The following is a 23,012-nucleotide window of genomic DNA, read 5'->3' as shown; positions in this document are numbered from 1 at the left end:
GGGGTGTCGAGTACTGATGATGAGCAACTGGCCGAGTTCAAGGACTGGTGGCAGCGTAACGGCAAGCCCCTGGTTACTGGCGGCCTGCTGGCTTTAGTGGTGGTGTTCGGCTGGCAAGCCTGGACCAAGTATCAGGCCAACCAGTCCCAAGGCGCCTCGATCGTCTATCAGCAATTGCTGGAAACCACCCTGACGCCGGACGGCAAGCCTGATCCTGCGCAGGTTGCAGACCTGGCCGGCAAGCTGAAGAACGAATTCGGCGGTAGCACCTACGCCCAATACGGCAGCCTGTTCGTCGCGAAAGTCGCGGTAGACACCGGCAAGCTGGATGACGCCGCCGCAGAGCTGAAGGCCATCGCCGACAAACCGACCAACCCAACCCTGGGTGAAATCGCACGTCAGCGCCTGGCTCAGGTCCTGGCGGCACAGAACAAGGCTGACGAAGCACTCAAACTGCTCGACGGCGATGCTGACAAGGCATTTGTAGCCACTCGCGAAGAGCTCAAGGGCGACCTGTTGGTCCAATTGGGTCGTACCGACGAAGCCAATGCTGCGTACCAAAAAGCCAAGGCGGCGCTGTCTGATGAAGCGGCGGTCGGTGGCTTACAAATCAAGCTGGACGACTTGGCCAAAGGGGATGCGTGACGTGATCCGTTGGAAACATGCAGCATTGCTGGCTCTGGCCGTTCTGGCCGCGGGTTGCAGCAGCAACAGTAAAAAAGAACTGCCGCCTGCGGAGCTGACCAGCTTCAAGGAAGAAGTGGTCCTGCAAAAGCAGTGGAGTCGCTCCATCGGTGACGGTCAGGGCGAAACCTACAACATGCTGGTACCGGCAATCGACGGTGACAACATTGTGGCCGCTGATGTCACCGGCGTGGTGATCTCCATGGATCGCATGAACGGCGACGTCAAGTGGAAGAAAGACCTCGAATTGCCAGTTTCCGGCGCCGTAGGCGTGGGTTACGGCATGGTCATGCTCGGCACGCTGAAAGGCGAAGTCGTAGCCCTGGATTCCAGCACCGGTGAAGAGAAATGGCGCGCCCGCGTGACCAGTGAAGTACTCGCACCGCCTGCCACCAACGGCGATATCGTCGTGGTGCAAACCCAGGACGACCGTGTGATCGGCCTCGACGCCAGCACTGGCGAACAGCGCTGGTTGTATGACAGCACCCCAGCGGTGCTGACGCTGCGCGGTACCAGTGGTCCGATTGTGACCAACAATCTGGCCGTTGCTGGCCTGTCGACCGGTAAAGTGGTCGCGCTGGATACCCAGAACGGCGTGCCGGCCTGGGAAACCCGTGTGGCCATCCCGCAAGGCCGTTCCGAACTGGACCGCGTAGTGGACATCGACGGTGGCTTGCTGCTGTCCGGTGAAACCCTCTACGTCGCCACTTACCAGGGCCGTGTTGCGGCACTGGACCTGCAGAGCGGCCGTGTGAACTGGCAGCGTGATGCTTCCAGCTACGCCGGTGTCGCCCAAGGGTTTGGCAGCGTCTACGTCAGCCTGGCGTCCGGTACCGTTGAAAGTGTCGACGAACGTTCCACGACCGCGCTGTGGAGCAACGACTCCCTGGCCCGCCGTCAACTGTCGGCACCGGAAGTGTTCTCCAGCTACGTCGCCGTGGGTGACTTCGAAGGCTACCTGCACCTGTTGAGCCAGGTAGACGGTCGCTTCGTGGGTCGCGAGCGTATCGACAGCGACGGCCTGCGTGCGCGTCCGCTGGTCGTGGGTAACATGCTTTATGTGTATGGCAACAGCGGCAAGCTGGAAGCCCTGACCATCAAGTAAGAACTATGCTTGGGGTAACACCCAGGCGGCCCCGCTTCGGCGGGGCATGCGGCATCTGACGATGCTGCCCCGAGCACCAGCCGCTGCCTTGCAGCGGCTTTTGTATTTTCTGAAATAACGAAGTGGAGAGCCGCATGGTTCCCGTAATCGCCCTGGTGGGCCGACCTAACGTCGGCAAGTCCACCTTGTTCAACCGCCTGACCAGGACTCGCGACGCCATCGTCGGCGACTTGTCCGGTCTGACCCGTGATCGCCAATACGGTGAGGCAAAGTGGCAAGGGCGCTCCTACATTATTGTCGACACCGGTGGTATCTCCGGTGATGAGCATGGCATGGACGAGAAGATGGCCGAGCAGTCGCTGCTGGCCATTGAAGAAGCCGATGTCGTGTTGTTCCTGGTGGACGCCCGTGCAGGCTATACCGCCGCCGACCAGATGATTGGCGAGCACCTGCGCAAACGCAACAAGCGTTCCTACGTGGTCGCCAACAAGATCGACAACATCGATCCTGAACTGGCCCGTGCCGAATTCAGCCCGATGGGCCTGGGCGATGCGATCCCGATCGCCGGTGCCCACGGTCGTGGCATTACCCAGATGTTGGAAATTGCCCTCAGCAGCTTTCCGAAGGATAACGCCGAGGAAGAAGAGGGTGAGGAAGAGATCGTCGCCGAAGGTGAGGAAGCCAAGCGCATTCCAGGCCCGAGTGAAAAAGACGGTATCAAGATCGCCATCATCGGCCGTCCAAACGTTGGTAAGTCCACGCTGGTCAACCGTATGCTCGGTGAAGACCGGGTCATCGTCTACGACCAACCCGGCACCACCCGCGACAGCATCTACATCCCGTTCGAACGTAACGAGGAAAAGTACACGCTGATCGACACCGCCGGTGTGCGCAAGCGCGGCAAGATCCACGAGGAAGTTGAAAAGTTCTCGGTGGTGAAAACCCTGCAAGCGATCAAAGACGCCAACGTGGTGATCTTCGTGATGGACGCCCGCGAAGGCGTGGTGGACCACGACCTCAACCTGCTGGGCTTCGCCCTGGAGGCCGGTCGGGCACTGGTGATCGCGATCAACAAGTGGGACGGCATGACGCCGAGCGAGCGCGATTTCGTCAAGATTGAGCTGCAGCGTCGGTTGTTCTTCGTCGAGTTCGCCGATATCCACTTTATCTCGGCACTGCACGGCACCGGTGTGGGCAACCTCTACGCGTCCGTACAGAACTCGTTCAAGTCTGCCGTCACCCGCTGGCCGACCAACCGCCTGACCCAGATCCTGGAAGATGCCGTTGGCGAGCACGCGCCGCCGATGGTCAACAACCGCCGGATCAAACTGCGTTACGCCCACTTGGGTGGTGCCAACCCGCCGATTATCGTGATCCACGGTAACCAGATCGAGAAGGTGCCGAAGTCCTATGTGCGTTACCTGGAAAACACCTACCGCCGTGTCTTGAAACTGGTCGGTACGCCGATCCGTATCGAGTTCAAGGGTGGCGAGAACCCATACGAAGGCAACAAGAACACACTGACTGACCGTCAGGTGAACAAGAAGCGTCGTTTGATGACTCACCACAAAAAGGCCGACAAGAAGCGCCGCGACAAGCGCTGATTCCGACCTCGCAAAAAGGGCTCTTGATGAGCCCTTTTTTGTGCGCGACGGTTTGTGCCTTGACCCGATGCGGTCGGCAGCTTAAAACTTGGGGCTCACCTGCAGGGGCTTCCGATGATCACCAGCAAGCTGCCGAATGTCGGCACGACTATTTTCACCACCATGTCGCAACTCGCTGCCGAAACCGGCGCGCTCAACCTGTCCCAAGGCTTCCCGGACTTCAATGGCCCCCAGGGTTTGCTCGACGCGGTGGGCAAGCATATCGCCCTTGGGCATAACCAATATGCGCCAATGACCGGCCTGCCGGTGCTGCGGCAGCAAGTGGCCGCCAAGATCGCCCGCGGTTACGGGGCCACGGTCGATGCCGACAGTGAAGTGACCATCACCCCTGGCGCCACCGAGGCAATCTTCTGCGCGATCCACGCGGTGATTCGTAATGGCGATGAAGTGATCGTGTTCGACCCCAGCTACGACAGCTATGAGCCTTCAGTGGAGCTGGCCGGTGGTCGCTGCGTGCATGTGCAACTGAGCCTGAGCGGCTTTGCCCTCGACTTCGAGAAAATAAAGGCGGCGCTGTCTCCGCGCACGCGCATGATCATTCTCAATACCCCCCACAACCCGACAGGTGCCTTGATCAGCCGCGCTGAGCTGGACCAGTTGGCCGAATTGATCCGTGACCGCGACATCTACCTGGTCAGCGATGAAGTCTACGAACACCTGGTATTTGACGGCGTGGCTCATGTCAGCGTGTTGGCGCACGAAGAACTCTACCCACGGGCGTTCGTGGTCAGCTCTTTCGGCAAGACTTACCACGTCACCGGTTGGAAAACCGGTTATGTGGTCGCGCCGCCAGCCCTCACTGCCGAACTGCGCAAGGTGCACCAATACGTCAATTTCTGCGGTGTGACCCCCCTGCAATACGCGCTGGCCGACTTCATGGCTGAACACCCTGAACATGTCGAGGAACTCCCGGCTTTCTACCAGGCCAAGCGTGACCTGTTCTGCGACCTGTTGGCAGCGTCCCGTTTCAGCTTTACCCGAGTGACAGGAACCTACTTCCAACTGGTGGATTACTCACAGATCCGCCCGGACCTGGATGACGTCGCCATGTCCCTGTGGATGACCCGCGAACACGGCGTGGCAACGATCCCGGTCTCGGTGTTCTGCCAGACCCCACCCCAAGGCCAGCGCCTGGTGCGCCTGTGCTTTGCCAAACGCGAGGAAACGCTGCGCCAAGCGGCGGAAAAACTATGCGTGATCTGAGTGCACTGCCGAACCTGAACATCGCCCTGGTCCAGACCAACCTGGCCTGGCATGACCGCCAAGCCAACCTTGAACACTTCGAGCTGCTGCTTGAACAAGCCCAAGGCGCCGACCTGATTGTGCTGCCGGAGATGTTCACCACCGGCTTCTCGATGGAGTCACAAACCCTCGCGGAGCCTGAGTACGGCCCGACCCATCATTGGCTCCAGGCCCAGGCGGCGAAGTACAACGCGGTGATCACCGGCAGTGTGATCATCCAGGCCGCGGACGGCAGCCACCGCAACCGCTTGTTATGGGCGCGTCCGGATGGCGAGGTGCTGCATTACGACAAGCGCCATCTGTTCCGCATGGCCGGTGAACACAATCATTACACCCCCGGCGAACGCCAGGTGCAGTTCGAATTGAAGGGCTGGCGTATTCGCCCGTTGATCTGCTACGACCTGCGCTTTCCGGTGTGGAGTCGCGACGCTCAGGACACTGACCTACTGTTGTACACCGCCAACTGGCCGGGTGCGCGGCGTTCACACTGGAACCGGCTGCTGCCGGCGCGGGCTATTGAAAACCTGTGCTACGTGGCGGCAGTGAATCGGGTGGGCACGGATGGGAAGGGCTTTGCCTACACTGGGGACAGCCAGGTGTTGGACTTCCAGGGTGAGACCCTGCTGAGTGCGGGGGAGGCGGACGGGGTGTTCCAAGTGAACCTGGATGCGGCGGAATTGGCGGCTTACCGCACGCGGTTTCCCGCGAACTTGGACGCCGATACTTTTCAGTTTGTCTGAAGCACCGCCTTCGCGAGCAAGCCCGCTCCCACACTTGACCGCGTTTATCCTGTAGGAATACGGTCAAAATGTGGGAGCGGGCTTGCTCGCGAAGAGGCCATCAGCATCACCCACAACCCAAAGCAAAAAAGGCCCCTGGATTCTCACCCAGAGGCCTTTCATATTTCAGCAGCCAGTTACGCCGCCTTGGCTTCCTGCTGGCTCAACGAGCGATTCAGCGCACTGAACAGCGCCTTGAAGCTGGCGGTGGTGATGTTCTCATCAATACCCACACCATGCACCGGACGCTCACCGTTCACGCGCAGCTCGATGTAGGCCGCCGCTTTAGCATTGGTGCCCGCACCGATTGCATGTTCGTTGTAGTCCATGATCTCCACACCAATCGGCAGGCCCGCCACGAGCGCTTCCAGCGCGCCATTGCCTTTGCCTTTCCAGTGCAGGTTGGTTTCGCCCTGGCCCTTGCCGGAGACTTCTACCTCGACAAAGCTGTTGCCGTTTTCTTCTTGCAGGCGATGGCTGACCAGCGCGTACGGCGTATTGGCTTGCAGGTACTCACGCTGCAGCAAGGCGTAGATCTGCGGCGCTGTCATCTCCAGGCCCACGCGGTCGGTTTCGGCCTGTACCACTTGGCTGAACTCGATCTGCATGCGACGCGGCAAGCTGATGTCGTATTCCTGCTCCAGCAGGTAGGCGATGCCGCCTTTGCCCGACTGGCTGTTCACACGAATCACCGCCTCGTAGCTGCGGCCAATGTCGGCTGGGTCGATCGGCAAGTACGGCACTTCCCACAGCGCATCGTCTTTCTGCTGGGAGAAGCCCTTGCGGATCGCGTCCTGGTGAGAGCCGGAGAAGGCGGTGTGCACCAGATCACCGACGTAGGGGTGACGTGGGTGCACCTGAATCTGATTGCACTCCTCGACGACCTTGCGCACGCCGTCGATGTCGGAGAAGTCCAGTTGCGGGTCGAGGCCCTGGGTGTACATGTTCAGGGCCACGGTGACCAGGTCGACGTTACCGGTACGCTCGCCGTTGCCGAACAGGCAGCCTTCGACTCGGTCGGCGCCGGCCATCAGGCCCAGCTCGGTGGCGGCCACGCCGGTGCCACGGTCGTTGTGGGTGTGCAGGCTGATGATCACGCTGTCACGACGGTTGATATGACGACCGAACCACTCGATCTGGTCGGCATAGATGTTCGGCGTGGCGCATTCCACGGTGGCCGGCAGGTTGAGGATCATCTTGTGCTCAGGCGTCGGGTTCCACACCTCGATCACCGCGTCACACACTTCCTTGGCGAACTCCAGCTCGGTAGCGCTGAAGGTCTCCGGGGAGTATTCAAAGGTCCACTGGGTTTCCGGCTGCTGAGCGGCGTACTTGACGAACAGCTTGGCGGCGTTGACCGCGATGGCCTTGATGCCTTCCTTGTCCTGGTTGAACACGATGCGGCGGAAGGACGGCGACGTGGCGTTGTACAAGTGCACGATGGCTTTCTTGGCACCGCGCAAGGATTCGAAGGTACGTGCGATCAAGTCTTCACGGCCCTGGGTCAGCACCTGAATGGTGGTGTCCTCGGGGATGTGGTTGTCTTCGATCAGGGTGCGTACGAAGTCGAAGTCGGTTTGCGAGGCGGCCGGGAACGAGGCTTCGATTTCCTTCACGCCGACGGCGACCAGGGTCTTCCAGAAACGCAGTTTTTTCACCGCATCCATTGGCTCGATCAGTGACTGGTTGCCATCACGCAGGTCGGAGCTGCACCAGATCGGCGCTTCAGTGATGGTCTTCGACGGCCAGGTGCGGTCCGGGATGTCGATGGTCGGGAACGCGCGGTACTTCGAAGACGGGTCTTTGAGCATGCTCATCGGGAAATCCTTTGTTGTAGGGGCCGAGAAAAGGCGGCCTGCCGTGGAACTGTTTTTGGGATGCTTTTTAGAGGCGAGGCAGATCGATTCAGCCTGGCAGTCGTGCGCTGACGAGGCACAAACTGCGGTGCTGGCGGAGCTGAATGAGGGTGTGAGAGGTTTTCATAAGCTCAACCCTAACCGCCGGGGTGAAAGATGGCAAGCAGTCGCGAAAAATTGAGAGAAGTTCTGCTATCTACGTAGGAAACGAGATTTTGTGCCTGAAGATGTGTCGAGGGCTGGTTTTAATTGCGCGCCCATTATCAGGCGCGCAATCGAGCATTTCAGGGCTGGAACGCGCCGATAAAGATCGCCGGGTCGACCCGTGCATCGTTCAGGCTGATGTTCCAGTGCATATGCGGCCCGGTCGCGCGGCCCGTGGCGCCGACTTTGCCAACCACCGTGCCACGCGTGAGCTGATCACCGACTTTCACGTCGATCTTCGACATGTGGCAGAACATGCTGATAAAGCCCTGTCCGTGGTCGACGAACACGGTATTGCCGTTGAAGAAGTAGTTGCCCACCAGAATCACTTTACCGTTGGCCGGCGTCTTGATCGGTGTACCGGCCGGCACGGCAAAGTCCAGGCCTGAATGGGGGTTGCGCTCCTCACCGTTGAAGAACCGCCGCACGCCAAACTTGCTCGACAGTGGCCCGTTTACGGGTTTGTCCAACACCAAGTTGCTCGGCAGGTTCGGGCTGAAACTGCGGTAAGCCTTGATCTGCACCGCCAGTTCCGCCTCGATGCGCTTGAGCTGCGCCGGGTCGGGATTCACCTGGCTTTTGTTTTTCAGGGTGATGCGCTGTTCGGGGTACTTCTTGTAGCCGACGATAAACGGCAGGTTGCGCCCGCCGCTGGTGATACGTTCATTGCCGGGCTTGACCGTCAACGGAATGCCGACAATCGCCAGCCAGTTGTCCGCCTCCTTCACCACCAACACCGGCTTGCCCTGGTACGTGGCTTTGGGCGCAGCGGCGGAAGGGCCCAGTTCGACCACGGCAACCCCACCCGGCACCGGCTTGTTCAAGGTGCGGATGATGTAGCTATCGGCGTGAGCATTAAAGGCAAGGCACAGCAGCATCAACACACTAAAGAGGCGTGGCATCAGTTAGTCCAATAACGAAAGGGTGACGGGTGTCAGGTGGTTGTCTTCCACCCGCACTTGCAATTGGCCCTCACCGAGACGTGCGGTGAGGCGCTGGCCGGTGTGGGTTTGGGCGGCATTGCGAATGGCCTGGCCGCGTTCGTCCAGCAGGATGCTGTAACCACGGCCCAGGGTCGCCAGCGGGCTGACCACGTGCAGCGTCTGCATCTGGCTTTGCAGCTGCAGGCGCCGCGCCTTGAGGCCTTCGCGCATGGCGCGGGGCAGGCGTTCGGCGAGGCTGTCCAGGCGTTGGCGCAGCAGCGCAAGTTGCCTGCCAGGGTGTTGGCCGGCGAGGCGGGTTTCCAGGCGGATCAGGCGCTCACGGCGGGTATTGAGGCTGCGCTCGAAAGCTCGGCGCAGGCGCATGTCCAGATCATCCAGGCGCTGGGCTTGCTGGCGCAGGCGCTCGCCAGGGTGACGCAGACGTCGCGCCATGCCCTCCAGGCGCAGGCGGTCGTGGCTCAGGCGGTTGCGCATCAGCATCACCAGGCGGCGATGCAGGTTCTCGACCTGGCGCACCAGATGGCTGGCGTCCGGCGCGAGCAATTCCGCTGCAGCGGAGGGCGTCGGGGCGCGGACGTCGGCCACGAAATCGCTGATGGACACATCGGTCTCATGCCCGACAGCGCTGACGATTGGCGTGACGCAAGCGTCCACCGCACGGGCCACAGCTTCTTCGTTGAAACACCAGAGGTCTTCCAGCGAACCACCGCCCCGGGCCAGGATCAGCGCATCGAAGCCACGCGCATCTGCCAGTTTCAATGCGCGCACAATTTGCGGGATCGCTTCGCGGCCTTGCACGGCGGTCGGGATCAGCGTCAGTTCAATGTTGGGTGCGCGACGCCGGAACACACTGATGATGTCGCGGATTACCGCGCCAGTCGGCGAACTGATGATGCCAATGCGCCGAGGGTGCGCCGGCAACGGCACTTTGCGTTCGGCGCTGAACAAGCCTTCGGCGCTGAGTTTTTCCTTCAGTGCATCGAACGCCAGGCGCAATGCTCCATCACCGGCGGGCTCCACGGTATCCAGGATCAGCTGGTAATCACCCCGGCCCTCGAACAGCGAAACCTTGCCGCGCACCTTCACTGCCAGGCCATCTTTCAACGCCTGACGCACCCGCGCGGCGTTGTTGCGAAACAGCGCGCAACGCACCTGCGCGCCGCTGTCCTTGAGGGTGAAATACACATGACCAGAGGCCGGGCGGGCAAGGTTGGAGATCTCGCCTTCGACCCAGATATTGGTGAACACGTCTTCCAGCAACACCCGCGCACGGCCGTTGAGCTGGCTGACAGTCAGGACTTCGCGGTCCAGGCCCAGGCGGGCAAAAGGATCTTTAATCATGGGCGGCAGTTTATAGGCATTCGTGCAAGGTTTGGCAGAATTGCTCCACCAGCGCGCTTGGCGTCTGTACGCAGGCCAGGGCCACGGTGCTGAGGCAGTCCGGGTCGGCCAGAGGCAGAAAGTGCAGGTTGGTGGGGGCGATGTCCTGCATGGATTTTGGTAACAAAGCAATACCGAAGCCGGCCTGGATCAACTGCAATTGGGTGGTCTTGCGTGACATCACCCGTGCGGCCTTGGGGAAGAATCCTGCACGCATGCACAATTCGGCTGACAGATAACTCAAGCCGCCGCGCTGGGGATGGGGAATCGAGATGAACGCTTCGTCCTTCAACTGCTCCAGTGCGATAGGCGAATGGCTGCGCGCGAGTGCGTGATTCGGCGGCACCGCCAGCAACAGCTGCTCGCTATATAAAGGCACGACGCGTACGCCTTCGCGCTGGCGCAACACGGGCAGGCGCAACAGCCCAACGTCCAGGCGACCATCAGCGATCTGTTCCAGCTGCGCTTCGGAGGACAGTTTGACGATATCCATCGACACCCCTGGGCAGCGTTCCAGCCAGGTGCTGATACCCTGCAGCAATGGACCGCTCATCGGCACCGTGCTCGAATGGCTCAGGCGCAGCGTCCCCCGTTCGCCATTACCTACCTGCGTCGCCATCTCGCTGGCCTTGAGCAGTTCGCTCAGCAGATTGCGTGCTCGCGGGTAGAACGCTTCACCTGCCGCAGTGAGTCGTGGTTGGCGTGCAGTGCGCTCGAACAGTGGCGTTTGCAACTGTGTTTCCAGCTCTTTGATCTGCCGGCTCAAGGCTGACTGCGCCACAAACAGGCGCTCGGCGGCGGCGCTGAAGCTGCCGCTGTCGGCAATTTCGACGAAGTAACGCAGTTGGCGGGTGGATATCACGCGTCATGCCTTTTCGAGATGGGTGGAGGGCTTTGAAGATATTAGTCGCATCCCTGGCCGCTGGCTAAAGTGAAGGCCATCTCTAATAAGGAATTACCCATGAGCCCGGTTGAGCTGATGAGTCAGTGGTCGTTTGGTGGTGCGGATTGGTTGGTGATCGGCGTGGGTGTGGTGGTGGCCTACATCGTGTTTGGCATCGCCGGTTTCGGCACAGCGCTGGTCGCGGGGCCGATCCTGATACTGTTTATGCCGCTGTCGAAGATCATCCCACTGCTGGTGCTGCTGGATTTTGTCGCGGCGTTTGGCAACCTGCTGCAATCGCGGCGGGACGTGAACAAACCGGAATTGCTGCGCTTGCTGCCGTGCATGGCTATCGGTTGCACACTCGGCGTGGTGTTTTTGCTCAATCTGCACTCGGATCTATTGCTGCTATTGATGGGGCTGTTTATCAGTGCCTACGCGATTTACAGCTTGGCGGTGAAAGCGCGACCGACGCAGCTCGCGAGCGCTTGGTCGATTCCCATGGGTACGGTTGGCGGGTTGTTTGGGGCGCTGTTTGGCAGTGGTGGCTTTTTATATGCGATCTACCTGAACAGCCGCCTGCCCAAGGACGCGGCGCGTGCCACGCAAAGCGCGCTGATCAGCTGCAGCACGGTGGTGCGCCTGAGCCTGTTCCTGGTTGCCGGGGTGTATGCGGATCTGCCGCTGCTGATGTTGGCGCTGTGCCTGTTGCCGGCGATGGCCCTGGGGCTGTGGTGTGGGCGCAGGCTGACGATGCGCATGTCGCGCGAGGCGTTTGTGCGGTTGGTGACCTGGCTGGTGCTTGCCAGTGGCATAGCATTGATTGGACGGTATTTGAGTACTTGACCTGTGTGGAGCAGGGATTAAGCTGCCAGCCTTCAGGGCCCCATCGCGGGCAAGCCCGGCTCCCACACTGGAATGCGATCAACCGTGGGAGCCGGGCTTGCCCGCGATGGCGTCAGACGCCACACCGCAGGACTCCCATGAATTCCCAAAGCATCCTTGTTCCGAAAATCTCCACCTTGCCCGTCCACGAACCCCGCGCCCGGGCGATCGTGCGCTGGCTGGTGCGCAAGAACATCATCAAGGAAGAGCTGACCACCTGTGGCCGCACCGGCAACCGCATGGCCTATGCCTTGGCCGACGGCGCCCGCGCTGTGGTGTTGTACCCCGAGGCGTTGCCGTTCAACGAGCCGATCAACGGCCTGGAGATCATCTACAAGCGTTGCATCTACACGCCGGCCAAGGGCTTTCTCGAAGAAGCCGGTTGCCCGGAATGCCGCAAGGAAGTCGGCGAAGCGCTGTTCGAAAGCCTGGAAGACTGGATGCCCGGCCACACCGACAACTTCACGTGCCCGCTGTGTGGGCATGAAGACGACATCAACGGGTTCCTTTTCCTGCAGGAGTGCGGGTTTTCCAACTTGGGATTCATCTTCAATAACTGGGCAGAAGCGGGGTTCAAGCAGAGCTTTATCGACGAATTTGCCGATTGGTTGGACCAGAAGATGAGTTGGGTCAAAGTCGAGCTTTAATCTGTCTGTAGGTGCGAGCTCGCGCCGACAGAAAGGCAGCAGATTTTCTCCATCTATCAGTATTACCAAGTTTGTCAGAGTTTTACATTGAGCCCGACAGGGTGCATGTATATAATGGCGCGCTTCCATTTTCCCGCTCGGGAGCCCCCGCGATGCTGCGTATCAGCCAAGAAGCTCTGACATTCGACGACATTCTCCTAGTGCCCGGTTATTCCGAGGTGCTTCCTAACGAAGTCAGTCTCAAGACCCGCCTAACCCGTGGCATCGAGCTGAATATTCCTCTTGTTTCCGCTGCCATGGACACCGTCACTGAAGCCCGTCTGGCCATCGCCATGGCTCAGGAAGGCGGCATCGGCATCATCCACAAGAACATGACCATCGAGCAGCAAGCTGCCGAAGTGCGCAAGGTCAAGCGTTACGAAGCCGGTGTGGTGAAAGATCCAATCACCATCGAAGCCGACGCCACCGTGCGTGACCTGTTCGACCTGACCCGTCTGCACAACATCTCCGGCGTTCCGGTGCTGCACGATGGCGACCTGGTCGGCATCGTCACTTCCCGTGACGTGCGTTTCGAGAACCGTCTTGAAGTCACTGTCCGTGAAGTGATGACGCCGAAAGAGCGTCTGGTCACTGTCAAGGAAGGCGCCGACAAGAACGATGTGCGCGAACTGCTGCACAAGCACCGCATCGAGCGCGTGCTGATCGTCGACGACAAGTTCGCCCTCAAAGGCATGATGACCGTCAACGACATCGAAAAAGCCAAGGCTTACCCACTGGCCAGCAAGGATGACCAAGGTCGTCTGCGCGTCGGCGCGGCGGTCGGCACTGGTAAAGACACCGGTGACCGTGTTTCGGCCCTGGTCGCTGCCGGTGTTGACGTGGTGGTGGTCGACACTGCCCACGGTCACTCCAAAGGCGTGATCGACCGCGTGCGTTGGGTCAAACAGAACTTCCCTGAAGTGCAAGTGATCGGCGGCAACATCGCCACCGGCGCTGCTGCCAAGGCTCTGGCCGAAGCGGGCGCGGACGCCGTCAAGGTCGGTATCGGCCCAGGTTCGATCTGCACCACGCGTATCGTTGCGGGTGTGGGCGTGCCGCAAATCAGCGCCATCGCCAACGTCGCCGCCGCCCTTGAAGGCACTGGCGTTCCGTTGATCGCCGACGGCGGCATCCGTTTCTCCGGTGACCTGTCCAAGGCCATCGTGGCCGGCGCTTCCTGCGTGATGATGGGCTCGATGTTCGCCGGTACTGAAGAAGCGCCAGGCGAGATCGAACTGTTCCAGGGCCGTTCCTACAAGGCTTACCGTGGCATGGGTTCGCTGGGCGCCATGTCCCAGGCGCAAGGTTCTTCCGACCGTTACTTCCAGGACTCCTCGGCAGGCGCCGAGAAGCTCGTACCGGAAGGCATCGAAGGCCGTGTGCCGTACAAAGGCACCCTGAGCGCGATCATCCATCAACTGATGGGCGGCCTGCGTTCCTCGATGGGCTACACCGGCAGCGCCGACATCGAAGAAATGCGCACCAAGCCAGAGTTCGTACGGATCACCGGCGCCGGCATGGCTGAATCCCATGTCCACGACGTGCAGATCACCAAGGAAGCGCCAAACTACCGCGTAGGTTGAAGCTTCCAGCAAAATGTTAAGTAACCGGGGCTGTTCTTCAGCCCCGAGTTGTTTCTGATTCATTAGACGAGACTGACTTCATGGCCCTCGACATTCACGCCCACCGCATCCTGATCCTCGATTTCGGTTCCCAGTACACCCAGCTGATCGCCCGCCGCGTGCGTGAAATCGGCGTGTACTGCGAACTGCATCCGTTCGACATGGACGACGAAGCGATCCGCGAATTCGCACCGAAAGGCGTCATCCTCGCCGGTGGTCCAGAATCCGTGCACGAAGCCAACAGCCCGCGCTGCCCGCAAGCGGTCTTCGACCTGGGCGTACCGGTGTTCGGCATCTGCTACGGCATGCAGACCATGGCCGAGCAACTGGGCGGCAAGGTGGAAGGCTCCGAGCTGCGTGAATTCGGTTATGCCCGTGTGGACGTGGTCGGCAAGAGCCGTCTGTTGGACGGCATCGAAGACCACATCGACGCCGACGGCCTGTTCGGCCTCGACGTGTGGATGAGCCACGGTGACAAAGTCACCAAGATGCCGGAAGACTTCCACATCCTGGCCAGCACCCCAAGCTGCCCGATCGCCGGCATGTTCAGCGACGAACGTCGTTACTACGGCGTGCAGTTCCACCCGGAAGTGACCCACACCAAGCAAGGCGGCCGCATCCTGTCGCGCTTCATCCTCGACATCTGCGAGTGTGAAGCCCTGTGGACCCCGTCGAAAATCGCTGAAGACGCCATCGCCCAGGTGCGCGCCCAGGTCGGCACCGACAACGTATTGCTCGGCCTGTCCGGCGGCGTTGACTCCTCCGTGGTAGCCGCCCTGCTGCACAAAGCCATTGGCGATCAACTGACCTGCGTGTTCGTCGACAACGGCCTGCTGCGCCTGCACGAAGGCGAGCAAGTGATGGCTATGTTTGCCGAGAACATGGGCGTCAAGGTGATCCGCGCCAACGCCGAGGACCAGTTCCTCAACAACCTGGCCGGCGAGTCCGACCCGGAGAAGAAGCGCAAGATCATCGGCCGTACCTTCATTGACGTGTTCGATGCCCAGTCCAGCAAACTGGACAACATCAAATACCTCGCCCAAGGCACCATCTACCCCGACGTGATCGAGTCGGCCGGCGCCAAGAGCGGCAAGGCCCACGTGATCAAGTCCCACCACAACGTGGGTGGCCTGCCTGAGGAAATGAACCTCAAGCTGGTAGAGCCGCTGCGCGAACTGTTCAAGGACGAAGTCCGCCGTCTGGGCCTGGAGCTGGGCCTGCCGTACGACATGGTCTACCGCCACCCATTCCCAGGCCCAGGCCTGGGCGTGCGGATCCTCGGTGAAGTGAAGAAGGAATACGCCGACCTGCTGCGTCGCGCCGACCACATCTTCATCGAAGAACTGCGCAAAGCCGACTGGTACCACAAAGTCAGCCAGGCTTTCGTGGTGTTCCAGCCGGTCAAGTCCGTTGGCGTTGTCGGCGATGGCCGTCGTTACGCCTGGGTCGTGGCCCTGCGTGCCGTGGAAACCATCGACTTCATGACCGCCCGCTGGGCACACCTGCCGTACGAACTGCTGGAAACTGTCAGCGGCCGTATCATCAATGAAATCGAAGGCATTTCGCGCGTGACCTATGACGTGTCGAGCAAGCCGCCGGCGACGATTGAGTGGGAGTGATCCCTCATCGCAATAAACAAAGGCCCGCGTAAAGCGGGCTTTTGTTTTTGTCGGTACAGGCGTTAAACATTATCTCAGCCAGCTGCGCCAGCCCGAATCCGTCAAGGCACATTTTTATATAGATGTGCTGTCTCATTGGCAGCCGCTGCGCCGCTCATCGGGACTGAGATTTTTTCAGTGCCGCTGACGAAGCCCACGTCACCCAGCGAAACCGAGCTTGAGGGCGTTTTGCATCGTCGTCAGGCTGGATTCCGTAGGCTCGGTCAGCTCGGGCGTATGTGGAACTTTCACTCTGCAGATGGCTCTACAAAGGCCTTCTTTTAGACTATTCAGGGATCGAATGAAAACTTCTTTGGCGTTTCCGCTCGCGATCACTTTCGCTCTTATCATGACTGGCTGCAGCAGCCGTCAGGCGGGTGATCTTACTTCAGAGCCGGTCGTTCCACTGGCCATGAATGACCATCAAGCCAGCGTGACTTTCCGTACCATAGGCGGTGAGGGTGATCGTCCTGTCAGTTACACGTACGGGTATGCCAATACTGGATTTGTGAGCGTGGGGGAGCGGGTTTACGACTCTGCTTACTTCAAGCGCATACCGGCTTATCTGAAGAAAATCGGCGGTGGTACTGACAGCGTCAGTAAGCTGGTCGAGGCGGACAAAACGTTGTTCGTGAAAGGGGAGGTCAAGGACAAACCGTTTACCTTTAACGGTATTCCCATGCCTACGCCGTTCGACAAAGAGCAGCCTGTTGCGCAGCAATTCACCCCGCAAGCGAAGAAAAATTACGTGGTTGAAACCGTGATCGCCGACACGTGGGTCATGAACGTGTACGAAGTCTCCGCAACGGGTGAGCGCAAGACCATTGGCGTTCCGAAAAAAGATGCCGGCGCAAACTGACTGCGCAGAGATCCTTGAGAGGCAAAGGCTGAGCGTGATGGGGTGTTATCGACGCGCTTGACACCGTCGATGACCACGCCGCGAGAGTGATGCAGTACTCAGGCGAGCGTTGAATAACAAAACCCCGGCCAGGTGCCGGGGTTTTGTGTTTCAGGCTGCAGGCCAGGTCAAAAAAACTCGTCCAGCAAACAATAGAACTTCAGACGCTGCTCATCGGGCTCCACACCATACACCTGAAAAAAGGGCTTCACCCATGCCTGGCCCAGGTTGCGTTCAATACTTCGCGCTGCCAGGGCCAGGTCTTGATAACGGTCACTGATCCCCAGGCGACCGCAGTCGATGAAACCGCTGAAGCGACCATCGGCTGTCATGAAGTTCGGCAGGCAGGCGTCGCCGTGGGTGACGACCCGATCATGGGTCTTTGGCTGGGTCGACAACAGTTCGGCAAACACGTCCTCGGCACTTCGCCCCAGTCGCTCGTCGTCAAAGTCCGACGCGTCCACCAGCCCCGCGCTGACGTGTTCCCGGGCGCGGGTGATACGTTGATCAAGTGAGTGATCGAAGGGGCAAAGTGCGACAGGAAGCTGATGCAACGTACGCAGCGCTGTCGCCAGTATGTGGATGACCTGCGCGGCAGAAAGCTCGTTGGCGCTGGCCAGGTTCTGTCCGGGCACGGTGGTCATCAGCAGCCAATGGCGATGGTCTTCTTTCACTTCATCCAGGACCCCAGGCGCAGGCAGATCAACTTGCCGCAGCCACCGAAGCCGCTCGATTTCGTCTGCCAGCTCACCATGTTCCTCAAGGGGTTCGGACTTCAGGAACAGGTCCGTGCCGTCGTCCTGGCGCAGGCGAAAGACATCTGCGCGCGATTCGCCGATGACTTGCTGCTCAATGAGCGCATGAGGGTATTGTTCACGCCATTTGTTTGGAATTTTCATGGATGTTTCCGGCTTACCGACGCGCAATGTCCGAAAAATAAAACTTATCCAACGTATGCCGCGACTCGGTGTACTCGAACTGCCGCCCGTCCTGCAAAAACGTCTGGTTACTCACCACGATCACATGGCTCTGCCCTTCGAGGTCCAGGTGGGTCTGGTCGTCCTTGCCGCGTGGCAGGGCTTCGATGGTGCGTTGGGCGTAGGCAATTTGCAGCTGCAATGTCTGTTCGATAAAGGCGTAGATCGACTGTTCGGCAATCGAGCGGTCCAGGCCGGGGATCACGTCGGCCACGAAGTGGTTGATGTCGAGGATCACCCGTTTGCCGCCGATGCGCCGTACCCGTTTGATACGGGTGATCAGGGTGCCGGGTTCTGCTTCGATGTGTTGCAGCAGTGAACCTTCCAGCGGGAATTGAGTGAATTCGACCACTTCTGTGTGCACGTCATCGCCCAGGTCGGCGTGGGTTTCGTGGAAGCTGACGATACCGCCCAGTTGGAACTCGATCGGGTTGGGCGACAACACGAAAGTACCCTTGCCGTGGATCTTTTGCGCAAACCCTCGCTCCTGCAACTGCTCGATGGCCCGACGCACGGTGCCTCGGCTGGCCTGGTAGCTGTCCATCAGTTCGGTTTCGGAGGGAAGGCGTGTGCCGCGCTGCAGGCGTTCGGTGGTGATGCTGGCAAGCAGATCCGTATAGATCTGGTTGTATTTGCTCATGGGGATGGCTCTTTGCCGGGGTTGCGGTCAAGGCAGGAACCTTAGTGGCAGAGAGGGTGTTTGTCCATTAGACCCTTGGCTTTATGCGGCTTGCAGCGATGCGCTGTCCTACAAAAAATAAACAAAGTGTAACTCGTACAGACGAGTTGTTGCTTTAACTCGTACAGACGAGTACTTTTGGCCTCGGCGTGCTGCCAATGACTGTCCCCCAATAAAAAAATCAAAGTGGAAACCAAGCATGAGCCACGACTATTCGACCATCGCCCGCGAGATTCTCGAGAACCTCGGGGGCAGCGACAATCTTGAGCAAGCTGCCCATTGTGTTACCCGCCTGCGCCTGGCACTCAAGGACCCGAGCCTGGTCAACAGCAGCGCACTGAACCAGGTCGACCTGGTCAAGGGGTCGTTCTTCACCGGTGGGTTGTTCCAGGTGGTGATCGGCCCCGGCGAAGTGGAGAAGGTCTACGCCGCCCTGCGCGAACAGACCGGCCTCGCCGCCGCCACCATCGCCGACGTGAAGAAGAAGGGCGCCGACAAGACCAACGCGATGCAGCGTCTGGTGCGGGTGTTCTCCGACGTGTTCATGCCGATCCTGCCTGCGCTGATCATTGCCGGCCTGTTGATGGGTGTGAACAACCTGATGGGCGCCCAGGGCATGTTCATCGAGGGCAAGACGCTGCTGGAGGCCTATCCGAACCTGGATGGCCTGTGGAGCCTGATCAACCTGATGGCCAACACCTCGTTCGTGTTCCTCCCGGCGCTGGTGGGCTGGTCGGCGGCCAAACGTTTTGGCGGCAGTGAAATCCTCGGCATCGTGCTTGGCCTGATGCTGGTGCATCCGGATTTGCTCAACGCCTGGAACTACGGCAAGGCGGTCGCCGGGCTGGACGGCCAGAGCCTGCCGTACTTCGATATTTTCGGTTGGTTCAAGATTGAGAAAGTGGGTTATCAGGGGCAGATCCTGCCGATCCTGATGGCCGCCTATGTGATGAGCGTGATTGAGAAATGGCTGCGGGCGCGAGTGCCCAATGCGATTCAACTGCTGGTCGTGCCGATTACCACCATCGTCGTCACTGGCGTGCTCGCCCTGGCCATTATCGGTCCGGTGACCCGTCACCTCGGCATCCTGATCACCGAAGGCGTGGTCACCCTGTTTGACCTAGCGCCGATGGTGGGCGGGGCGATTTTCGGCCTGCTGTACGCCCCGCTGGTGATCACCGGCATGCACCACATGTTCCTCGCCGTGGACCTGCAACTGATCTCCACCCAGGGCGGCACCTTCATCTGGCCGATGATCGTCATGTCCAACCTGGCCCAGGGCAGCGCCGCGCTCGCGGTGTTCTACACCACCCGCAATGCGCGGGACAAAAGCATGGCGTCCACCTCAGCGATTTCCGCGTACTTCGGCATCACTGAACCGGCGATGTTCGGGGTGAACCTGCGCTTCAAGTTTCCCTTTTATGCGGCCCTCGTGGGCTCGGCGTTGGGCAGCATTTTCCTCGCGCTGAACAAGGTGCAGGCGTCGGCCATTGGGGTGGGGGGCTTGCCTGGGTTTATCTCGATCGTGCCGCAATCCATTGCGGTGTTTGTGATCGGCATGGTCATCGCGATGGTGGTGCCGTTTGTTTTGACCTGTGCGTTGAGCATGAAAATTGTTCGGCCGGGGTATCGCGTCGCTTGATCGATGGCTATCGCAGGCAAGCCAGCTCCCACATTTGAAATGCATTCCAACCTGTGGGCGCGGCGGTGCGACGACTCGACTCGCTCGCGAAGGGGCCCTGAAGGCCAGCACACAACTCTACTGAAGGAACCCACCATGCAAGACTGGCAACACTCGGTGATCTACCAGATCTACCCCAAAAGCTTCCACAGCCACGCGGGTAACGCCACCGGTGACCTGCTGGGCATCGTGGACAAACTCGACTACCTCAAATGGCTCGGTGTCGACTGCCTCTGGATCACGCCATTCCTGCGCTCGCCGCAACGGGATAACGGCTACGACATCAGCGACTACTACGCCATCGACCCCAGCTACGGGACCATGGCTGACTGCGATCTGCTGATCAGCGAAGCGGCCAAGCGTGGCATCAAGCTGATGCTCGACATCGTGGTCAACCACACGTCCATCGAGCACGAGTGGTTCCAGCAGGCGCGCAGCAGCCTCGACAACCCCTACCGCGACTTCTACATCTGGCGCGACCAGCCGAACAACTGGGAATCCAAGTTCGGCGGCTCGGCCTGGGAATACGAGGCGCAGACCGGCCAGTACTTCCTGCACCTGTTCGATCACACCCAGGCCGACCTCAATTGGGACAATCCCAAGGTGCGCGCCGAGGTGTTCAAGCTGATGCGCTTCTGGCGCGACAAGGGTGTGGGTGGTTTCCGCCTGGACGTGATCAACCTGATCTCCAAGCCCGCCGATTTTCCCGAGGACAACACTGACGGCCGCCGGTTCTACACCGACGGCCCGAACGTGCACGAATACCTGCAGGAAATGCACCGCGAAGTCTTCGAAGGGCATGACCTGATCAACGTCGGCGAAATGTCGTCCACCAGCCTGGAGCACTGCATCCGCTACTCGCGGCCGGAGTCGAAAGAGCTGTCGATGACCTTCAACTTTCATCACTTGAAAGTCGACTACCCGAACCTGCAAAAGTGGGTGAAGGCGGATTTCGACTTCCTGCAACTCAAGCAGATCTTCACCGACTGGCAACTGGGCATGCAGGCCGGCGGTGGATGGAACGCGTTGTTCTGGTGTAACCACGACCAGCCACGGGTGGTCTCGCGTTTCGGCAATGACGGCGAGCATCGTGTGGTCTCGGCGAAGATGCTGGCGACTGCGCTGCACTTCCTCCAGGGCACGCCGTATGTGTACCAGGGCGAAGAGCTGGGCATGACCAATCCGGGCTTTGACAGGATCGAGCAATACCGTGACGTGGAGTCGCTGAACATCTTCCGCCTCAAGCGCGATGCCGGTGAGCCCGAGGCGTCAAGCATGGCGGCGATCATGCAGAAGTCGCGGGATAACGGGCGTACGCCAATGCAGTGGAATGCCGGGGAAAACGCCGGTTTCAGCACCGGTGAGCCCTGGATTGGCATTCCGGCCAACGCGGCGCAGATCAACGTCGAAAGCCAACTGGATGACCCGGACTCGGTGCTGCATCACTACCGCGCGCTGATTGCCTTGCGTCGTCACGAACCGCTGATCCAGGAAGGTGTTTACCGCCCACTGCTGCAAGACCACTTGCGGGTCTGGGCGTACCTGCGTGAAGGCCATGGCGAGCGCCTGCTGGTGCTGAACAACTTCTACGGCACGCCCTGCGAGATCCAACTGCCGGACAACGTGATCAACCCGGCCCGCGAACAGCGCGTGCTGATCAGCAACTACCCCGACTGCCCGCAACGTACCGCCACGGTCACGTTGCGTCCTTACGAATCGTTTGTGCTGCACCTCACGGATTGAGACCCGCTGCAACCCCGTGTGGGAGCACGGGGCGCTTCAAAAACCATAATAAAAATATCGGAGTGCTTCATGAAAACAACAATAAAGCTGGGCCTTGTTGCGTCTTGTCTGGGCCTGCCGTTTGGCGCTCAAGCCCTGGAATTTGCCGGTTACCTGCGCAGCGGCGCGGGTACTTCGACGGGCAGCGGCCCACAGCAATGCTTCCAGCTGCCAGGGGCGCAAACCAAGTACCGTCTGGGTAACGAATGCGAACAGTACGCCGAGCTGGAATTGCGCCAGGACCTGCTCACCCTCGATGACGGCTCAGTGCTCAGCGTCGATGCCATGGCATCGCTCTACAACAAGTACGACCGCGCGCTGAAGTTCCAGGGCGAAAACAACGGCTCGGCGCGCATGCCGCAGATGTATGCGCAGTGGTCCAACCTGCCCAGCCTCAATGGCGGTTCGCTGTGGGCCGGCCGGCGTTACTACAAACGTAACGACATCCATATCTCCGACTTCTACTACTGGAACCAGAGCGCCACGGGCGGGGGTATCGAGGACGTGCTGATCGGTGATCTCAAATACAGCTACGCTATTTCGCGCAAGGACAACCTGTACCAGAAGGAATACGCTACCCGTCACGACTTCAACGTCGCGGGCTTCAAGACCAACCCCGGCGGCGAGCTGGAGCTGGGTCTAAGCTACATCGAAAAAGCCGGCGGGCGTGACACCAACAGTGGTTGGGCGCTCACCGCGCAGCACGTGCAAAAGCCTTTCCTCGGAGGCAAGAACAAGTTCGCCCTGCAGTACGGCGAAGGCCCCGGCACCGGCCTGGGCTATACCGGCAATACCTTCCTGGATAAGAGCAGCAAAAGTTACCGCGCCGTGGAGTTTTTCGACTGGCAGGTAACCCCGCGTTTTGGTGGGCAGATCGAGGCGGTGTACCAGAAGGATATTCTTCCCGGCAGCCAGGATCAGACCTGGATGTCCCTCGGTGTGCGCCCGGCTTACGCGATCAGCGAGCAGTTCAAACTGGTCACCGAACTTGGGCATGACCAAGTCGACGCCACCGGTGGCACGCGCAAACTGAGCAAATTTACCTTCGCCCCGACCTGGTCGCCCAAAGGCCCGGAGTTCTGGGCCAGGCCGGAAGTGCGTTTGTACTACACCTATGCCACCTGGAACAAAGCGGCCAAGCGCGCGGCGAATGAATGGGCGGCGGGCTCGGCGTTGTCCGACACCGGTTCCTATGGCACGGCGCGGCATGGGTCGAATGTTGGCGTGCAAGTCGAATATTGGTGGAAATAGCGAACTCATGTGAATGCGCTTTGTGTGGGAGCTGGCTTGCCTGCGATGCGGGAGACTCGGTCTCTCAGTAAAACTGAGGCGATGCTATCGCAGGCAAGCCAGCTCCCACATTGGATCGTCGTCATCTTGGGGGTGTATCAGCCCAATGATTT

At 59.9% G+C, this 23,012-nt stretch carries 19 protein-coding genes; 13 read left to right on the top strand and 6 right to left on the bottom strand.

Annotation, left to right across the window (positions count from 1 at the left end):
• Positions 1 to 3 precede the first annotated feature (3 nt).
• The 5 genes from AB4N92_RS06935 to AB4N92_RS06915 all read left to right on the top strand — a co-directional run bounded on the left by AB4N92_RS06935 (position 4) and on the right by AB4N92_RS06915 (position 5,435).
• Positions 4 to 645: a YfgM family protein gene (locus tag AB4N92_RS06935; protein WP_010207915.1), complete on the top strand. Its 642-nt coding sequence runs from the start codon at positions 4 to 6 to the stop codon at positions 643 to 645.
• On the top strand, positions 638 to 1,789 hold the full coding sequence (gene bamB, locus AB4N92_RS06930) for an outer membrane protein assembly factor BamB (RefSeq protein WP_021492276.1): 1,152 nt from the start codon (positions 638 to 640) through the stop codon (positions 1,787 to 1,789). The genes AB4N92_RS06935 and bamB overlap by 8 nt, the downstream gene beginning before the upstream one ends.
• 134 nt (positions 1,790 to 1,923) lie before the next feature.
• A complete protein-coding gene (gene der / locus AB4N92_RS06925) occupies positions 1,924 to 3,393 on the top strand; it encodes a ribosome biogenesis GTPase Der (RefSeq protein ID WP_010207919.1) in 1,470 nt (489 codons plus the stop codon).
• A 114-nt stretch (positions 3,394 to 3,507) separates the two neighbouring features.
• A complete protein-coding gene (locus AB4N92_RS06920; RefSeq protein ID WP_236267374.1) occupies positions 3,508 to 4,656 on the top strand; it encodes a pyridoxal phosphate-dependent aminotransferase in 1,149 nt (382 codons plus the stop codon).
• On the top strand, positions 4,644 to 5,435 hold the full coding sequence (locus AB4N92_RS06915; RefSeq protein ID WP_021492274.1) for an amidohydrolase: 792 nt from the start codon (positions 4,644 to 4,646) through the stop codon (positions 5,433 to 5,435). Before AB4N92_RS06920 ends, AB4N92_RS06915 begins: the two co-directional genes overlap by 13 nt.
• Positions 5,436 to 5,611: 176 nt before the next feature.
• Here the strand turns inward: AB4N92_RS06915 and leuA are convergent, their stop codons facing one another.
• The 4 genes from leuA to AB4N92_RS06895 all read right to left on the bottom strand — a co-directional run bounded on the left by leuA (position 5,612) and on the right by AB4N92_RS06895 (position 10,720).
• Positions 5,612 to 7,291 (bottom strand): 2-isopropylmalate synthase, encoded by a 1,680-nt coding sequence (gene leuA / locus AB4N92_RS06910; RefSeq protein ID WP_010207924.1) that lies wholly within the window; start codon positions 7,289 to 7,291, stop codon positions 5,612 to 5,614.
• A gap of 323 nt (positions 7,292 to 7,614) precedes the next feature.
• Positions 7,615 to 8,436: a M23 family metallopeptidase gene (locus AB4N92_RS06905; protein ID WP_010207926.1), complete on the bottom strand. Its 822-nt coding sequence runs from the start codon at positions 8,434 to 8,436 to the stop codon at positions 7,615 to 7,617.
• Positions 8,437 to 8,439: 3 nt separating this feature from the next.
• Entirely contained in the window at positions 8,440 to 9,819 is a 1,380-nt protein-coding gene (xseA, locus tag AB4N92_RS06900; protein ID WP_033898617.1) for an exodeoxyribonuclease VII large subunit, read from the bottom strand.
• Positions 9,820 to 9,829: 10 nt separating this feature from the next.
• Complete coding sequence (locus AB4N92_RS06895) at positions 9,830 to 10,720, bottom strand: LysR family transcriptional regulator (RefSeq protein WP_154846674.1); 891 nt, start codon at positions 10,718 to 10,720, stop codon at positions 9,830 to 9,832.
• A 99-nt stretch (positions 10,721 to 10,819) separates the two neighbouring features.
• Here AB4N92_RS06895 and AB4N92_RS06890 point away from each other — a divergent pair, with 99 nt between their 5' ends.
• From AB4N92_RS06890 to AB4N92_RS06870, 5 genes are all read left to right on the top strand, one after another.
• Entirely contained in the window at positions 10,820 to 11,587 is a 768-nt protein-coding gene (locus AB4N92_RS06890) for a sulfite exporter TauE/SafE family protein (RefSeq protein WP_010207934.1), read from the top strand.
• A gap of 137 nt (positions 11,588 to 11,724) precedes the next feature.
• On the top strand, positions 11,725 to 12,273 hold the full coding sequence (locus tag AB4N92_RS06885) for a hypothetical protein (RefSeq protein WP_044287834.1): 549 nt from the start codon (positions 11,725 to 11,727) through the stop codon (positions 12,271 to 12,273).
• Between the two features lie 152 nt (positions 12,274 to 12,425).
• On the top strand, positions 12,426 to 13,895 hold the full coding sequence (guaB, locus tag AB4N92_RS06880) for an IMP dehydrogenase (protein WP_010207937.1): 1,470 nt from the start codon (positions 12,426 to 12,428) through the stop codon (positions 13,893 to 13,895).
• 80 nt (positions 13,896 to 13,975) lie between these two features.
• Positions 13,976 to 15,553: a glutamine-hydrolyzing GMP synthase gene (guaA, locus tag AB4N92_RS06875; protein WP_010207938.1), complete on the top strand. Its 1,578-nt coding sequence runs from the start codon at positions 13,976 to 13,978 to the stop codon at positions 15,551 to 15,553.
• Between the two features lie 340 nt (positions 15,554 to 15,893).
• A complete protein-coding gene (locus AB4N92_RS06870; RefSeq protein WP_010207940.1) occupies positions 15,894 to 16,451 on the top strand; it encodes a hypothetical protein in 558 nt (185 codons plus the stop codon).
• Positions 16,452 to 16,618: 167 nt separating this feature from the next.
• Here the strand turns inward: AB4N92_RS06870 and AB4N92_RS06865 are convergent, their stop codons facing one another.
• Together AB4N92_RS06865 and treR are read right to left on the bottom strand one after the other, a co-directional pair.
• Positions 16,619 to 17,389, bottom strand: a complete 771-nt coding sequence (locus tag AB4N92_RS06865; protein WP_021492270.1) for an APH(3')-II family aminoglycoside O-phosphotransferase — start codon at positions 17,387 to 17,389, stop codon at positions 16,619 to 16,621.
• Positions 17,390 to 17,402: 13 nt separating this feature from the next.
• Positions 17,403 to 18,107, bottom strand: coding sequence for a trehalose operon repressor (gene treR, locus AB4N92_RS06860; protein ID WP_010207942.1), 705 nt, complete (start codon positions 18,105 to 18,107; stop codon positions 17,403 to 17,405).
• A 238-nt stretch (positions 18,108 to 18,345) separates the two neighbouring features.
• On the opposite strand from treR, the gene treP reads away from it, so the two are divergent.
• The 3 genes from treP (at position 18,346) to AB4N92_RS06845 (ending at position 22,860) form a co-directional block, all read left to right on the top strand.
• The gene (gene treP / locus AB4N92_RS06855) at positions 18,346 to 19,788 is read left to right on the top strand and encodes a PTS system trehalose-specific EIIBC component (protein ID WP_021492269.1); all 1,443 of its coding nucleotides are present in this window, start codon (positions 18,346 to 18,348) and stop codon (positions 19,786 to 19,788) included.
• Positions 19,789 to 19,923: 135 nt separating this feature from the next.
• Positions 19,924 to 21,570 (top strand): alpha,alpha-phosphotrehalase, encoded by a 1,647-nt coding sequence (gene treC, locus AB4N92_RS06850; RefSeq protein ID WP_010207945.1) that lies wholly within the window; start codon positions 19,924 to 19,926, stop codon positions 21,568 to 21,570.
• Positions 21,571 to 21,639: 69 nt separating this feature from the next.
• Positions 21,640 to 22,860 carry a maltoporin gene (locus AB4N92_RS06845; protein WP_045791652.1) on the top strand — a complete coding sequence of 407 codons (1,221 nt, stop codon included), beginning with the start codon at positions 21,640 to 21,642 and terminating at the stop codon, positions 22,858 to 22,860.
• The last annotated feature ends 152 nt before the right edge of the window (positions 22,861 to 23,012 follow it).

This window comes from Pseudomonas sp. S3_A09, from assembly GCF_054668065.1.
Note: the sequence above shows the minus strand (reverse complement) of the source record. Positions and strands in the feature narration are given on the sequence as shown.